16 protein-coding genes and 1 pseudogene are annotated in these 14,808 nt (G+C 46.1%); 5 read left to right on the top strand and 12 right to left on the bottom strand.

Features of this window, described 5'->3' with window-relative positions; translation table 11 throughout:
* Positions 1–81: 81 nt before the first annotated feature.
* Positions 82–2,244, bottom strand: a complete 2,163-nt coding sequence (gene katG / locus J7529_RS16565) for a catalase/peroxidase HPI (RefSeq protein WP_413038904.1) — start codon at positions 2,242–2,244, stop codon at positions 82–84.
* 126 nt (positions 2,245–2,370) lie between these two features.
* Here katG and J7529_RS16560 point away from each other — a divergent pair, with 126 nt between their 5' ends.
* On the top strand, positions 2,371–2,805 hold the full coding sequence (locus tag J7529_RS16560) for a PIN domain-containing protein (RefSeq protein ID WP_318729901.1): 435 nt from the start codon (positions 2,371–2,373) through the stop codon (positions 2,803–2,805).
* Between the two features lie 2 nt (positions 2,806–2,807).
* Positions 2,808–3,158, top strand: a complete 351-nt coding sequence (locus J7529_RS16555) for a toxin-antitoxin system HicB family antitoxin (protein WP_318729900.1) — start codon at positions 2,808–2,810, stop codon at positions 3,156–3,158.
* 52 nt (positions 3,159–3,210) lie between these two features.
* Here the strand turns inward: J7529_RS16555 and J7529_RS16550 are convergent, their stop codons facing one another.
* From J7529_RS16550 to J7529_RS16535, 4 genes are all read right to left on the bottom strand, one after another.
* Positions 3,211–3,552: a DUF2283 domain-containing protein gene (locus J7529_RS16550; RefSeq protein WP_318729899.1), complete on the bottom strand. Its 342-nt coding sequence runs from the start codon at positions 3,550–3,552 to the stop codon at positions 3,211–3,213.
* 94 nt (positions 3,553–3,646) lie between these two features.
* Complete coding sequence (locus J7529_RS16545) at positions 3,647–3,976, bottom strand: low molecular weight protein tyrosine phosphatase family protein (RefSeq protein ID WP_390889993.1); 330 nt, start codon at positions 3,974–3,976, stop codon at positions 3,647–3,649.
* A 216-nt stretch (positions 3,977–4,192) separates the two neighbouring features.
* On the bottom strand, positions 4,193–5,221 hold the full coding sequence (pyrC, locus tag J7529_RS16540) for a dihydroorotase (protein WP_318729897.1): 1,029 nt from the start codon (positions 5,219–5,221) through the stop codon (positions 4,193–4,195).
* A 7-nt stretch (positions 5,222–5,228) separates the two neighbouring features.
* Positions 5,229–5,861 (bottom strand): class I SAM-dependent methyltransferase, encoded by a 633-nt coding sequence (locus J7529_RS16535; RefSeq protein WP_318729896.1) that lies wholly within the window; start codon positions 5,859–5,861, stop codon positions 5,229–5,231.
* Between the two features lie 21 nt (positions 5,862–5,882).
* Between J7529_RS16535 and J7529_RS16530 the strand changes: the two genes are divergently transcribed.
* A complete protein-coding gene (locus J7529_RS16530) occupies positions 5,883–6,149 on the top strand; it encodes a hypothetical protein (RefSeq protein ID WP_318729895.1) in 267 nt (88 codons plus the stop codon).
* A 205-nt stretch (positions 6,150–6,354) separates the two neighbouring features.
* Here J7529_RS16530 and J7529_RS16525 read toward each other — a convergent pair whose 3' ends face one another.
* The 5 genes and pseudogenes from J7529_RS16525 to J7529_RS16505 all read right to left on the bottom strand — a co-directional run bounded on the left by J7529_RS16525 (position 6,355) and on the right by J7529_RS16505 (position 9,929).
* A complete protein-coding gene (locus J7529_RS16525) occupies positions 6,355–7,677 on the bottom strand; it encodes a hypothetical protein (RefSeq protein ID WP_318729894.1) in 1,323 nt (440 codons plus the stop codon).
* Positions 7,678–7,716: 39 nt separating this feature from the next.
* Positions 7,717–8,469 (bottom strand): DUF4336 domain-containing protein, encoded by a 753-nt coding sequence (locus J7529_RS16520; protein WP_318729893.1) that lies wholly within the window; start codon positions 8,467–8,469, stop codon positions 7,717–7,719.
* Between the two features lie 155 nt (positions 8,470–8,624).
* Positions 8,625–8,954 (bottom strand): low molecular weight protein tyrosine phosphatase family protein, encoded by a 330-nt coding sequence (locus tag J7529_RS16515; RefSeq protein ID WP_413038903.1) that lies wholly within the window; start codon positions 8,952–8,954, stop codon positions 8,625–8,627.
* 88 nt (positions 8,955–9,042) lie between these two features.
* Positions 9,043–9,216, bottom strand: a pseudogene (locus tag J7529_RS16510) (dihydroorotase); the annotation flags it as partial.
* A 47-nt stretch (positions 9,217–9,263) separates the two neighbouring features.
* On the bottom strand, positions 9,264–9,929 hold the full coding sequence (locus J7529_RS16505) for a pyridoxamine 5'-phosphate oxidase family protein (RefSeq protein ID WP_318729890.1): 666 nt from the start codon (positions 9,927–9,929) through the stop codon (positions 9,264–9,266).
* Between the two features lie 122 nt (positions 9,930–10,051).
* On the opposite strand from J7529_RS16505, the gene J7529_RS16500 reads away from it, so the two are divergent.
* Positions 10,052–11,506, top strand: a complete 1,455-nt coding sequence (locus J7529_RS16500; RefSeq protein ID WP_318729889.1) for a PLP-dependent aminotransferase family protein — start codon at positions 10,052–10,054, stop codon at positions 11,504–11,506.
* 141 nt (positions 11,507–11,647) lie between these two features.
* On the opposite strand, the gene J7529_RS16495 is transcribed toward J7529_RS16500, so the two are convergent.
* Both J7529_RS16495 and J7529_RS16490 read right to left on the bottom strand, forming a co-directional pair.
* Positions 11,648–12,832, bottom strand: coding sequence for a GNAT family N-acetyltransferase (locus tag J7529_RS16495; protein ID WP_271939785.1), 1,185 nt, complete (start codon positions 12,830–12,832; stop codon positions 11,648–11,650).
* 98 nt (positions 12,833–12,930) lie between these two features.
* A complete protein-coding gene (locus J7529_RS16490; protein WP_318729888.1) occupies positions 12,931–13,626 on the bottom strand; it encodes a RibD family protein in 696 nt (231 codons plus the stop codon).
* 367 nt (positions 13,627–13,993) lie between these two features.
* On the opposite strand from J7529_RS16490, the gene J7529_RS16485 reads away from it, so the two are divergent.
* Positions 13,994–14,767: an RNA polymerase sigma factor SigF gene (locus tag J7529_RS16485; RefSeq protein ID WP_271939787.1), complete on the top strand. Its 774-nt coding sequence runs from the start codon at positions 13,994–13,996 to the stop codon at positions 14,765–14,767.
* Positions 14,768–14,808 lie beyond the last annotated feature (41 nt).

Raw genomic sequence — 14,808 nt, 5'->3', positions numbered from 1 at the left:
AGCCAAGAACAGAAATAAGGGTTTCAGCTTATCCAAAACTGACGATCTTTACATAAACAGCCTGGGAAGGCATCCTGAGAGTTAGGCTAATTCAAAGCGGTCAGCATTCATGACCTTTGTCCAAGCTGCCACGAAGTCTTGCACGAACTTGGCTTTGTTGTCATCCTGGGCATAAACTTCGGTATAGGAACGAAGGATTGAGTTGGAGCCGAAGACCAGATCCACTCGTGTCGCTGTCCATTTCACCTGGTCAGTCTTGCGATCGCAGATTTCATACAGGTTCTGACCAACCGGCTTCCACAGGTAGTTCATGTCCGTTAGGTTCGCGAAAAAGTCGTTGGTTAATACGCCTTCGCGATCCGTGAACACACCGTGCTTAGTACCACCATAGTTGGTTCCCAGTACGCGCAGACCGCCAACCAGCACCACCATCTCAGGAGCAGTTAAACCTAACAGTTGGGTGCGATCGAGCATCAACTCTTCGGCGCTGACAGCATAGTCCTGCTTGAGCCAGTTACGGTAACCGTCATGGAGCGGTTCTAGCACCGCAAACGATTCGGTATCGGTCATCTCCTCCGTTGCGTCGCCACGACCTGGGGAGAAAGGAACCGTAACCTCAAAACCAGCAGCCTTGGCCGCCTGTTCGATACCCATGTTACCGGCGAGGACGATGACATCGGCAACACTGGCACCCGTATCGGCCGCGATGCGTTCCAGGACAGCCAGCACTTTAGCCAAACGCACCGGTTCATTGCCTTCCCAATCCTTCTGCGGGGCCAGACGAATCCTTGCTCCGTTAGCCCCCCCGCGCTTGTCCGATCCCCGGAAGGTTCGGGCGCTATCCCAGGCAGTAGAGACCATTTCGCTAATGCTCAGACCACTGGCGGCAATTCTGTCTTTGACTGCCTGAACATCGTAGTCAGTGTTTCCGGCAGGAATCGGGTCTTGCCAGATTAAGTCCTCTTGCGGCACATCAGGGCCGATGTAACGAGTTTTTGGCCCCAGATCGCGGTGGGTCAGTTTGAACCATGCCCGTGCAAAGACTTCAGAGAAGTATTCGGGGTCGCGGTAAAACCGTTCAGAAATCTGCCGATATTCAGGGTCCATCTTCATGGCCATATCAGCATCGGTCATGACTAGGTTGCGGCGAATGGTGGGGTCTTCGACATCAACGGGTTTGTCTTCTTCCTTGGTGTTGATGGGTTCCCACTGCCACGCACCTGCCGGACTTTTCTTCAGTTCCCAGTCATAATTGAGTAGCATCTGGAAATAGCCGTTATCCCACTGGGTAGGATAGGTCGTCCAGGCTCCTTCAATGCCACTGGTTACAGCATGGCGACCCATACCACCATTGGTCTTGTTGACCCAACCCAAGCCCTGTTCTTCGATATCGGCGGCTTCGGGTTCTCCGCCAAGCGAGGCAGCATCACCGTTACCGTGGCATTTGCCTACGGTGTGACCACCAGCAGTAAGGGCGACAGTTTCCTCGTCGTTCATGGCCATGCGACCAAAGGTCACGCGCACATCATGGGCGGTTTTGAGAGGATCGGGATTGCCGTCTACGCCTTCAGGGTTGACATAGATCAGTCCCATCATCACGGCAGCCAGGGGATTGGCGAGATCGCGATCGCCGGAATAGCGACTCTGGGGATTGTTGCTGGGGGCGAGCCATTCCTTCTCTGCACCCCAGTAGATATCTTTTTCCGGATGCCAGATATCTTCGCGTCCAAAGGCAAAGCCGAAGGTTTTTAGCCCCATGGATTCATAGGCAATGGTGCCTGCGTAAGCAATTAGATCTGCCCAACTGAGCTGGTTACCATACTTCTTCTTGATTGGCCAAAGCAGACGACGTGCCTTGTCCAGGTTAGTGTTATCCGGCCAGGAGTTGAGAGGTGCAAATCGCTGATTACCGGTACCTGCACCACCGCGACCATCGGCAATACGATAGGTACCCGCTGCGTGCCAGGTCATGCGGATCATCAGCCCACCATAGTGTCCCCAGTCTGCTGGCCACCAGTCCTGGCTGTCGGTCATCAAGGCATGTAGATCTTGTTTGAGCGCAGCTACGTTCAGTTTCTTCACTTCTTGCCGATAGTTAAAGTCTACCCCCATGGGATTGGTTTTGCGATCGTGCTGGCTCAAAATATCGAGATTGAGGGCCTTGGGCCACCATTCTACGTTGGCCACGCTAGTTGTCGTCATCCCCCCGTGTACCACCGGACATTTACCACTGGTGGTTGTCACATTGTCATTCATTATTCTGTTTCCTTGTGTGGCTTACAATATATATATTATCTTCAATCAGAATATATATTATCTTCAATCAGATATTCATAATACCTCTGTTGTATAAGGCCCTATAATAACCTTATGTTTACTGTACCTCTATTTCGTGTTGTCGTTGATACGAATGTTGTGTTTGAGGGCTTAACCAAACAGGGTAGTGCTGCTGGCTTTGTCATTGATGCATGGTTAGCTGACTTAATCCAGGTTCATATCTCTAATGCACTTGCTTATGAGTATGAAGATGTTTTATCGCGTAAACTTTCAGCCGCGCGTTGGCAGGAATTACAACCTGTTTTAGGTACTCTGTTGAATTATTCTCAATTCACGAAAATTTATTATTCGTGGCGACCCACTTCACCAGACGCAGGAGATGATCTTGTAATTGATTGTGCAATGAATGCAAATGCAATGATTGCAACCTCCAATCTCCGTGACTTTAGGAGTGCAAGAGAGTCTTTAGGTTTACAAGTTATAACTCCTGCACAATTAGTTGCCCAATTAGCACTTGAAGGAAGTTAATAATGAGCCAATTAACACTACAATTACCAGAAACACTCCACCAACAGTTAACTCACTTGGCGGAGAATGAAGGTGTTTCTTTAAATCAATATATAGTTTATGCACTAACGCGCCAAGTGACTATGGCGTACACAGTTCAATCGCTACCTATTGAGGAAGTTGACCAACAACAGGAAGATTTTCATGCTTTACTCAAAAACGTAGGGCAAGCATCCTTAAGCGAGGCTAAATCCATTTTGGATCGGCGAGAAGTGGTGGAGCCAGAAGCAGAATTAAGTCCTGACATTATTGCCCGTTTTCAGCAGCGTATTCGTGAGACTTCCAATGACACAACAAACCAAATGTTACAGTGAATTAGTAGTTAATAATGTCCCCGCCTTGAAATTCGCGCCATTCTGTTTCTTGTTAGTAATGTTCCACCATTGCCTCAGCTTGTTTTGCTACAATCCGACGGCGTTCTGCTAAAGGCAACTGCATAAAAGCATAGCGATCGCTTAACGAGAGAGGTTCTGCTTCTTCTCTAACTGGGCTTTTTCTCGCTTCACTCTGGGGTGAAATTACAGAATATTCAACGATTTGAGGATTCTCCACTTGCTCTCGAGCATTCAAAATTTCTATCGTTACCAGATTGCCATGCTTATCATAATTGAGAATTGTATCGGGTTGTTCTCGATCACTTTTTTCTACGGCACTGTCTTGGAAAAATACTTTTAAAACATCTGCTTCTGGGTTATAGCTTATTTTCATAATTAAAAGTCTTATACTACGGACTAACTAAACATTTATACTTATTATAAGTTCTATTGCCCTACTTTAGCTGTGTCACGGCACTACTGCCTGATCAAAAGGTTCCCAGCAGAGGTAGAACTTTTCTCTTCAATAATTCTATTAAAGCAGGTTCCATATATTCGTAGTCATCAGCAATATCCAAGCAGACTACTCGTTTATTCTTGAGCCATGGCTGAAATTTTTTTGAGAGTTTTTTGCGATGAGACTGCTCCATAACAAAAATCATATCGGCCCACTCGATCTCTTCAGTACCGAGAGAAATTTCAGCTCCTCGATCTATTCCGGCTGAATCGACCTCCAATCCTTCGTACTCAGCGAATATTGCTTCGGCTGTAGGACTGCGGAGCTGATTTTTACTGCAAACAAAAAGTAATTTCACGATCGACACCATTTGAGCGAGAGCAAAATGTAATTCTAACGAAGTTCCTAGAAACCGGGTTTCTTCAAATCTTGGATAAGCAAGAAAGTCTATGGCAGAAACCCGGTTTCTTTAAATCAATAATTGCATAAAAGCACGGCGATCGCTTAACGAGAGAGGCTCTATTTCTCCTCTAACTGGGCTTTTTCTCGCTTCACTCTGGAGCGAAAATATACACCATCAAACCATCTGCCAGGTCATCTCCTGTCCTGCACGTAAAGGTACTAGCCCAGATTCGGTAAAGGGGACTTCATCGGGGATGCACCAGGTGGTCTTGGTTAAGGTAACCTGTTCGGTATTGCGCGGGAGTTGATAAAAATCTGGCCCGTAGAAACTGGCAAATGCTTCGAGCTTGTCCAGGGCATTCACACTCTCAAACGCTTCTGCGTATAATTCGAGGGCGTGGAGGGCGGAAAAACAACCAGCGCAGCCACAGGCGCTTTCTTTACTGGTGCGGGTATGGGGGGCGCTATCTGTGCCGAGGAAAAATTTAGGATTGCCGGATGTAGCTGCTTTTAGAAGAGCTTGGCGATGGATTTCTCGTTTCAAGATAGGTAGGCAATAAAAGTGGGGATTAATACCGCCTTTGAAGATGCGATTGCGGTTAAATAAGAGATGTTGGGGAGTCAGGGTTGCGCCGATATTGTCCGCTTCTAGGACATATTCGACGGCATCTGAGGTGGTGATGTGTTCTAGGACGACGCGAAGTTGGGGAAATCGCTGTTTGAGGGGAATTAAATGTCGCTCGATAAAGACTTTTTCGCGATCGAATACATCCACGTCTGGATCGGTGACTTCTCCATGGAGCAAGAGGGGCAAGTCTACTTGTTGCATGGTCTCAAAGAGGCGATCGCACTTCCGAATATCTGTAACCCCGAATTCTGAATTGGTTGTTGCACCAGAGGGGTAATATTTGACTGCTTTCACAAACCCGGAGTCCTTCGCTTTGATAATCTCTTCTGGGCTAGTATTATCCGTGAGGTAGAGTGTCATTAATGGCTCAAACTCTTTGCCTGGGGGAATGGCAGCGAGAATACGATCGCGATAAGCGGCAGCATCGGAGAGCGATCGCACTGGGGGCTTCAAATTAGGCATAATAATCGCGCGGGCAAACTGTCGCACCGTATGCGGTAAAACAGCTTTTAGCGCTTCACCATCCCGCAGATGGAGATGCCAATCATCAGGTCGAGTTAAGGTAAGCTGTTGCATCAGGTTCTTAAGTTCTCCTCATCTGGTTTTTGCCAACGATGAAAACTGCTTTATCTTTGGCTGGTTGCCATTGGTAATCAATGGTAAATCCGGCATCAGTCAAGCTATCGATTAAATTTTGTACCGTAAAAACTTTGACCAAAGGGAAAAAGCCCAATCTTCTGCCAATGGGAGCAATTAACTTAAACCAGGGCATCCCATCCCCCAAACAGGCCGTACTAGTGACAAAAAGTCCCCCAGGCTTGAGCATCTCGTAGACCTGGGCAATCGTTGCTTCTTTATCTTCTAAGAGGTGCAAAATACTTAAACCTAAGACCATATCTAGGGTTTGTGGGGGAATATTTAACTCATCAATGCTTGCCTGTTCAAACGTGACATTGGTAATGTTTTGATGGGTGGCTTTTTCTTGGGCGATCGCAATCATCTGAGCTGAAAAGTCAATAGCACAAATATGTTTAACGTAGGGCGCATGCAGCAAAGCCGTTGAACCTGTACCACAGCCAATTTCCAGCACTTCCATATCGGGCCGAAAATAGTCGCGGGTGACTTGCAGTTTCTTCTGGTAGGATGCTTCATCGGCGATCGGTTGTTGGGCATAACCCTGGGCGATTTTGTCCCAAAATTTGCTTGATTGTGCCATGCTAAATCTCTTCTGTATGGGATGATTTTACGCAACCGGAACGCCCAAAAAACCTTAAGACATTATGAATTTTCACAGGCACAATCAGCGATCGCCCTCTGGCGAGGTTTAGGCTGGTCGGTGTGGCTGGTGTTTAGTGGGATTATCGGACTACAATTTTTACCGTATACGATGTGGCGATCGCAGTTTATCCTCCAGCCTGAAGATGCCCAAACCTTGAACGGACTGTTGGGGACTGAGGCCTTGCTCCTGGGGATATTTGCGCTGTTGCTGTGGGTTAAGAAGTAGGGCGATCGCGCATTGGAAGAGAACAATCAAAGTTATGCTATCGATCCAGAATTATACTATTCAGGAGATTAAAACCATGACTTACGCCCAAAAGATCGCCCATATTTTCCATATGGCTACTCTACTCAACCCCGATGAAAGAACATCAAACCATTTTCTATGTTATCTCCTGCAATAAGAGTCGATAATCTTTAATATTTAACAACTAAAGATCTCCCCAGTCTTTGACAACAAGTATCAAGCATGATGTGGCAACAATAGCATAAACAGTATGCTGGTAGTTCTCGTTTCTATCTCCATCATTGAGTTCATAGGCACTTATGGGATAACCTGATGGGTTGAGTTTCGCCGAGATAGAATTCAAAAAGATATGGATCTGTTCCTTCTTGATGTTCCAGAACCTCTGCTCAAACCAGATAGCTAGTCCCTCAATACTTTCAAAGCGATGTCTGTATGAAGCCGAATAACGAGTAACTTTATCCGAAGAAGCCCTCACTTCATCAGAGTATTCGCCGTCTTCCTCCTCAAGAGTTAGACTGTACTCCAGATTATAATACTGGCTTAAGTAATCGTGGGCGAAATAGAATAAAAATTTCCATCGAATATGGGTTATATTATCGATACTAAAAGAGTCCTCTGGCAGTTTAGAAAAGAAATAAACCTTTCTCCGAGAATCTCCGCCTAATACATTCTCAAATCCAGATTCTATCTCGTACTCTCGTACAAGACATAGGTTCCCTAGTAATGCAATTCGATCGGGATCGTTTTCTTCTATATTTCCGAACTGTTCTCGACAGAATTTTTCTTTAGAAACCATGGTCATTAAATCTTTATAAGCTATTACCATGTCAGACAAATCGTCAAAGATATAATCAGCACACCATTGGAGTGCGAATCGGATTAATTTTTCTAACTCAAAAATTCGGGCTAAGTAAATTGTATAAGAAGGTTGAGCCTCTATTTCTAAAGCCTGAGTCCACTCCTCTGATGTACTACAACAAATACTAGAACCAAATTGATCGAGGAACCAAGGATTGTAGGGTTGATATGAGTCAATGTGCTGCAGGGAGATCATCTCTATCTTTCCTGTATTCTTGCCAATATTGCTGAAATGAACTACTTCCGTGCCGGTATTACGATCCCATGCGACTCCCCAAATGGGATTCTCATAGTCAGCATCTCTTCTATTAAACACAGCGCGCAACGGTAAAATGTGGCGATCGCGATCCAATATGTCAAAATCAAACCAGTAATATCTGCCCCTATCTGTCCAATATGCCTCTGCGCGACAAATGTCATCATCAGCATTGTCTAGATCCAACTCAGGTACCTTGGGATAGTCAATATACTTATCATTGCTCAGAATAGCAACTAAGTTCACTAGAGCGTACCTTTCCTCTGGATTGGTAATGCCATGTTTTTTGAAACCCTCACGGAAGGAGTAGTAAGGTAACAGCTGTAACAGAGTCTCCTTAAATGTAATTCCATTTCTAAATGGAATTACATTTGCTATATAATCTGGCCACATATCACATCAAGCCTGTTGAATCAGTTGTCTGAAAGTTAATCAATCAAGCCAGCGAAAAGCACGGTGCAACTCAGCCAAAGCATTATTCTCATACCAACGGCCGTGAGCGATGATAATTTTTTCCGGGTGCCACTGAACCATTTGCTTGAAGCAGCTACGGCACTGGTCTTTTTGTCCCCAAGATGTAATTCGCAAATCCAATGCGGTTTTGCCGTCAGGATCGGCAACACCAATTAATTTAATGAGCAACCCAAACCACTTATTCACTTTATTGAGTTCAAAGTTTTCAATCAGATCGGTAAGAATGAGAGTCGAATTTTTGGGGTGAAAAAATACCACTTCCTCCATAAATCGAATGCCGCGAAAGAATAATTGGTCTAAATCTGCGGCCCACTCAAGTGGCGGTTCATTGTCCAAGTCGGCATTAAAACTAACTTCAATTTTCTGCTGTGCTGCCTGATCGCGTACACCTGGGGATGCCCATGCGATCGCCTCTGGATAAGCTTTAGCCCAGGAAGCAATATAAGTATAGTGAATTTTGTTGGGTGAAATGAGGTGGCGCACTGAGCCAAGGGAGTCAATTTGAGCTTTGAGTTCTGGAGTCAATTCTGTGGGTGAATGGCACCATAGCTCGCTGTTGCTCAACCGCACGATGGTCATGCGGGTTGGAAAAGGAATCTTTCCCCCATACAGTGACATCCGTACAATTGGGCCATCAACAATCCAAATATCTTCACCAATCTGTTTCAGGGTGTTAATCGGTTCGTATAGTGCGATCGCATCTTGTCCCATGGCTACCCCTTTTTTGTCGCTTTCCGAGATGAGTGAGGAATCTTTGTCATTCCAGCCTCATTATAGCCAGCGATCGCCAACTGGGTATTCCAACCTGCCACTATAAATTGATTCAACGGACTTGATATCACAGGCAACAACGCAAGGCTTCCTCCTCAAAAAGTTCCCAGCAGAGGTAGAACTTTCCTCTTCAATAATTCTACTAACGCTGGCTCCATATATTCGTACTCATCAGCAATATCCAAGCAGACTACTCGTTTATTCTTGAGCCACGGCTGGAATTTTTTTGAGAGTTTTCTGCGATGAGACTGCTCCATCACAAAAATCATATCGGCCCACTCGATCTCTTCAGTACCCAGAATGATTTCAGCTCCTCGATCTATTCCTGCTGAATCGACCTCTAATCCTTTGTACTCGGCGAATATTGCTTCGGCTGTAGGACTGCGTAGCTGATTTTTACTGCAAACGAAAAGTAATTTCACAATTGACACCGAGCAAGTTTATCTCGATTGGATTAGCGATATCTCAGGCAACATGGCACTAAAACCGATATTACGGAACTAATGTACTACATCAAACCATTTGCCAGGTCATTTCCTGCCCTGCGCGTAAAGGAACTAAGCCAGATTTGGTACAGGGCACTTCATCGGGCATTCTCCAGGTCGTTTTGGTTAAGGTCATCTGTTCAGTATTGCGCGGGAGTTGATAGAAATCTGGCCCGTAGAAACTGGCAAATGCTTCGAGTTTATACGCTATTGCTCCGCAATAGCGCACCAAAACAGGGCAATCTAAAGTTATACTCCTCGATGATAATTCAACACATTCTCAGGGACGACAATATCCGATCGCAGTTGAGAATCGGGAATAGGAACGCCAGGGGTAAGTTTTAGGGGTAATTGTCCGGCCCAGATCGGTAGCTCATAGTCGGCAGCATCATCCTTGGGATCGCCACTGCGGACTTTGGCAGAGCCTTCTTCAATGGGGAAAGCCAATACCGTTGTTGCCTTCATTTCAGCAGGTGTCGGTTGGCGGGCTTGTTCCCATTGTCCGGGGACAATATGTTCGGATAGCACCTTGAGAGCGTGCAGTTTTTCCTGCTCATCGTCAACCAATGTGGCACGACCAAACAACATCACCGAGCGATAATTCATGGAATGGTGAAAGAGCGATCGCGCAATAACAATGCCGTCCAATATCGTGGCACTGACGCAAATCTCAATGCCCTGCTCTAAATTCTTGAGCATTCGACTGGCTACAGCTCCGTGGATATAGAGGAGATCGCCATCTCGTCCATAGCTCATCGGAATCACAAAGGGTTGATCCTGGGCAATAAAACCAACGTGAATGACCAGTGCTTCATCCAAAATTTGCTCGATTGTAGCGCGATCGTAGCATCCCCGTTTGGGATTACGTTTCACGGCAGAGCGATCGGTCACTTGCAGCGGTTTTGTAGTGGACATAGGTAGATCTCCAGATTGATTGGATGCTGATGAGGATTAAGATAGAGCCTAAATTGGTCTCGAACAATAGCCAATTTATGGTTTTTAGATCAGTCCAATTTTTTGAGTTCAATCGATCTACTATGGATTTAGTTCTGTCCCTCGATCGCACCTCTGCCATTCCCTTATATCAGCAACTTGCGGAAGAATTACGCCGTGCTATCTTGCAGCAACGCCTTCAGCCCAACCAAAAATTACCCCCCTCTCGACAATTAGCTCAGTCCCTGAATATCTCGCGAGTCACTGTAACCGAGAGCTACGATCAACTGGCAAGCGAGGGATACTTAGAGACCCGTCGAGGATCGGGCACATTTGTTTGCGCTCAACTCCCCGAAGCCTATTTACACGCCAACTCTGTGGAGCAGGGGGCATCTGAATCATCCGATCTCACGCGACTATCTCGATTCGCCACACATCTACTAGCAGGACGATCGCTCGAAGGCCCCGATCCTCAATACCGGATTAGCTTTCGCTATGGCAATCCGGCTGCGGATTTGTTTCCCATGGATCTGTGGCGGCGACTCTTAGCCCGCCATTGCCGCACCTCCTCAACCCTGATGGATTACAGTTCTGATGCAGCGGGATATATGCCCCTCAGACAGGCGATCGCCAATTATTTGGGGCGTTCTCGCGCGGTTCGATGCACTCCCGAACAGGTCATGATGGTTAACGGGTCTCAACAAGCTCTCGATTTAATTGCCCGCCTCACCCTCGATCCGGGAGATTGGGTGGCAATCGAAGATCCGGGTTACTTGGGGGCGCGGTATTGCTTTACAGGACAAGGGGCGAACCTGCAACCGATTCCTGTGGATGCTGAAGGGTTGCAGGTCGATCTACTGGATCGCGATCGCCATCGGTTCAAATTTGTCTATGTCACTCCGTCCCATCAATTTCCTACTGGGGCAACTCTCTCGCTTTCTCGACGACTCGCTCTGCTGCAATGGGCGCAACAAACCGAAACCCTCATCCTCGAAGATGACTATGATGGTGAATATCGTTATGGCGATCGCCCCATTCCTGCCTTGCAAGGACTCGATCGCCACAACACCGTCATTTATGTGGGGACTTTTTCCAAAATTCTCTTTCCCTCGTTACGCCTGGGTTATCTGGTCGTGCCAACGGCTTGGATACCCCTGGTGAGTCGGGCGAAATGGTTATGCGATCGCCATTGTTCGATGCTAGACCAATATGCCCTCACCGATTTCTTTACCGAAGGTCACTTTGAACGACACATCAGACGAATGCGACATCTTTACGATCAGCGTCGCCAAGTATTGGTACAAGCGTTGAACAAGACTTTTGGAAGCAGAGTAACGATTTTGGGAGAGAATGCGGGGATTCATTTAATGGCGAAATTAGAAACCGATTGGCCGGACGATCTCATCATTCAACGGGCAGCAAGTGTCGATATCGGCTTGATCAGCGCCCAAGGTTATTATTTAGCTGCTCCTAACTCAGGAGAGTTTATTTTTGGTTACTCTCAGCTTAATGAAATTCAGATCGAAGAGGGGATTCGGGCGATCGGTCAAGTTCTATAGCCGTCAAGACATTACAGCACTTTTCTCTTCTATGAGATCCATGAATGACTGTTTTTAACGATCGCTAAAATAGCGAAAAGCTCCATCAAGTCTGTTGTTTACTCCCCCTATCCACCCATAACGGCACTTTGCATTCTATCCTTAATACGGATGTTGAACCCAGTCTTGAGTCTGATTAAACGGTAACTCTTCATTAATCGCATCAATTTGTAATTGCTCGGCTTCATTGATTTGATCGATGTGGGTTTTCATGATTTGCATTAATCGTTGATTGTAAAATCGATGCAGGCTATGGTGAGGAGTCGCGGGGAAGCCGCGCCGCTTCTTGTGTCGTCCTCCAGCACCGGGATCGAAGCGTTGAATGCCGTTGGCGATCGCCCATTCAATGGGTGTATAATAACAAGCATTAAAGTGCAGACAATCCAATTCTTCAAAACTGCCCCAATAGCGTCCATAAAGTTGATCGGCTTTAGTGACACAAAAAGACATCCCCACCGGTTTGCGATCGTTCCCCTCTCGATAAGCAGCACTTAATACCAGGCGATGGCGATAACGATCGTAAAGGCGCTCAAAAAAAGTCTTGGTTAAATATTTGCTCCCCCACCAGCCAAATTGATCGCAGTGATGGCTATAAAAATGGTACATATCCGAGAGCAGATTATGGGTAATCTCTTCTCCATTGTGGACTTTCATGGTTAATTGGGCTTTTTGAATGGCTTTACGCTCGCGTTTAATGTTGCGCCGTTGATTGGCATTAAACATGCCCAAATAATCATCAAACGTCTGGAAGCCTTGATTATGCCAAATACTGCTATGGTGCAACCAGCCAGAAAAGCCATATTTTTGAATCATCGGTTTCCATTTGGGGTCAACATAGAGGAAGTTACAGCCGGAAATATCGTGGCGATCGCAAAATTGATCAATGGCAGCGACCATAATCTCCGTTAAGCTCTCCTCATCCTCGGTAGGATCGACCAAAAACCGATAGCCCAATGCGGGTGTAAACGGACTCATCCCCAACAACTTCGGATAATATTCAATTCCCAGACGATAAGCGAGATCTGCCCATTGGTGATCGAAGACGAACTCACCATAGCTGTGACCTTTAACATATAAGGGAGCCGCAGCGACCAGAGTGCGATCGTGCCACACGGTTAAATGACAAGGTTGCCAACCCGCTTGCGCCGTAGCACTCCCCGACGCTTCCATATTATGCAACCATTCCCACTCTAAAAACGGTGTTTTCAACGGTTGCGCCAAAACATCCCATTCCTGTTGAGGCACTTCAGAAATTTGTGAAATCCAGCGAATTGAATATTGACGCATGAGACAACTCAATCATTAATCATTAATAGTTAAACAATTAAACAATTAGGGTAATCGACTATCCGCCCCATCCTCTCCTATTACCCATTACCTATTACCTAATTTAATTGATAGTGTAAAAACACCTCTTGTCCTACAGGGTGAGCCGAGAGGAGAGTTAGGGATTTGGGTACACTTAAGCCTAACCCATCTACCGGAGTAGGGGCGGTTGCGCCACCTAAAAGGACTGGGCATACGGTTAACCATAATTCATCAATCCAATCTCCCGCGAGTAAACTTGCGACTAGCGCTCCTCCTCCGAGGATAGCCAAGCGCTTGAGTTGCAATTGGGCGAACTGGACAAAAATCCCATTCCAATAAAAGCCCCCTTCATGGGTAGGAGCGGTGAGAATGCGGTCAAATTGTGGCGCTAATTCGGGTTGATTTTGCCAGGGAATGGCTCCCTCTGGGGTGGTGAGCAGCCATCGGGGAACGGATTGTTGAAAAAAGCGATAGGAAGCATCAAGATTGCCAGTTTGAGACACTACAATTTGTACGGGTTGGGGCGGCTCTTGCTGTTGCTGGCGTTGCTGTAGAAGTTGGGGATCGGAAATACTTAAAGTTGTGCCATAGGCACGTAGGGTTCCTGCACCGAATAAGACAGCATCCACTTTGGCAATTTGTTGTTCGAGATGGGCTTTATCCGCCGTAGAACCAAATCGGGCAGGAGAACGGTCTATATTGGAGATTTTGCCATCGGCACTCATGGCAAGAATAGCTGTAATGTGGGGGCGATCGACCGCAAAACCCGTCATAGTATAGTCATAGTATAGGAGTAAGAGCTTTCAGAAAGTATACAATATGTTGCTTAATGTTGCTCTACAGAAAAATTTTCTTGCCTCCAAGGGAAGATGCTTGATAGGCTAGGAATGGGAAAGTTAAATTCAGGGATTAAGCTTCTTATCCCTCAATTCCCATATCAGAAGCAGGGTGCAAATGATCGCGAGTAATCCTTAACCTCAAGATTGTGATGAAGAACACAGTTAGGTCTATGGTGAAATCATAGCCTAAATAACAAAAATCTTTAGAATATACAGTGAGTGCTATATTAATCGTATTTTAGGATGACCTCGTAAATTAATGTTCTAACTTTCAACCATCTACCAAAACCCAACTCAGATTATGGCAACTCCAGCTTCCCAAGATATAAAATATGAGAATATTGATGCCCTCTCAGCTTATCAACAAAATCCTTCGCTAGAATTGCGGAATAAAATTGTCAAATCGAATATTGGTTTAGTTAGGAAAGAAGCCCATCACTGGATGCACCAATGCAGTGAAGGATACGATGATTTACTTCAAGTTGGGTGTATTGGTCTCATTCGAGCTATAGAACGATTTGAACTGGGCAAAGGCCATGCTTTTAGTTCTTTCGCAATTCCTTACATTCGGGGTGAAATCCAACATTATTTGCGCGATCGCAGCAATACTGTCCGTATTCCTCGGCGCTGGTTAACGATACAGCGCCAAGCTGAAAGTACGATTCGGGATTTACAAATTAAACTCAACCGCTATCCCAAAGATCTAGAAATCGCTGAAGCTATGGGCTTATCGGTAGCAGAATGGCACGACGTGAAACTCGCCTCTAAAAATCGCTCACTACTCAGTCTAGATGCCCCCGTCACAGATGAAGGCGAACAAGCCACCAGTTTAGGGGAACTGGTTCCCGACCATCGCTATCGCAGTTTCCAGTTAGCCATGGAAGACCAAATCCGTCTCCAACAAGCCCTAGTCAACTTGGAAGATCGTACCCGCAAAGTCTTGGAATTTGTCTTTCTCTACGACCTCACCCAAAAAGAAACGGCTGAACGGATGGGTATTAGCGCCGTTACTGTCTCTCGCCAGGTCAAAAAAGGTCTAGAGCGGTTGAAAAAAGTGATGATGACAGAGATCTGAGTCTGTTGCCCCTATTGCCCAGTCTCTTGATGGGGAGATGG

This window comes from Roseofilum sp. Guam (assembly GCF_017746735.1).
Classification (GTDB): Bacteria; Cyanobacteriota; Cyanobacteriia; order Cyanobacteriales; family Desertifilaceae; genus Roseofilum; species Roseofilum reptotaenium.
Note: the sequence above shows the minus strand (reverse complement) of the source record. Positions and strands in the feature narration are given on the sequence as shown.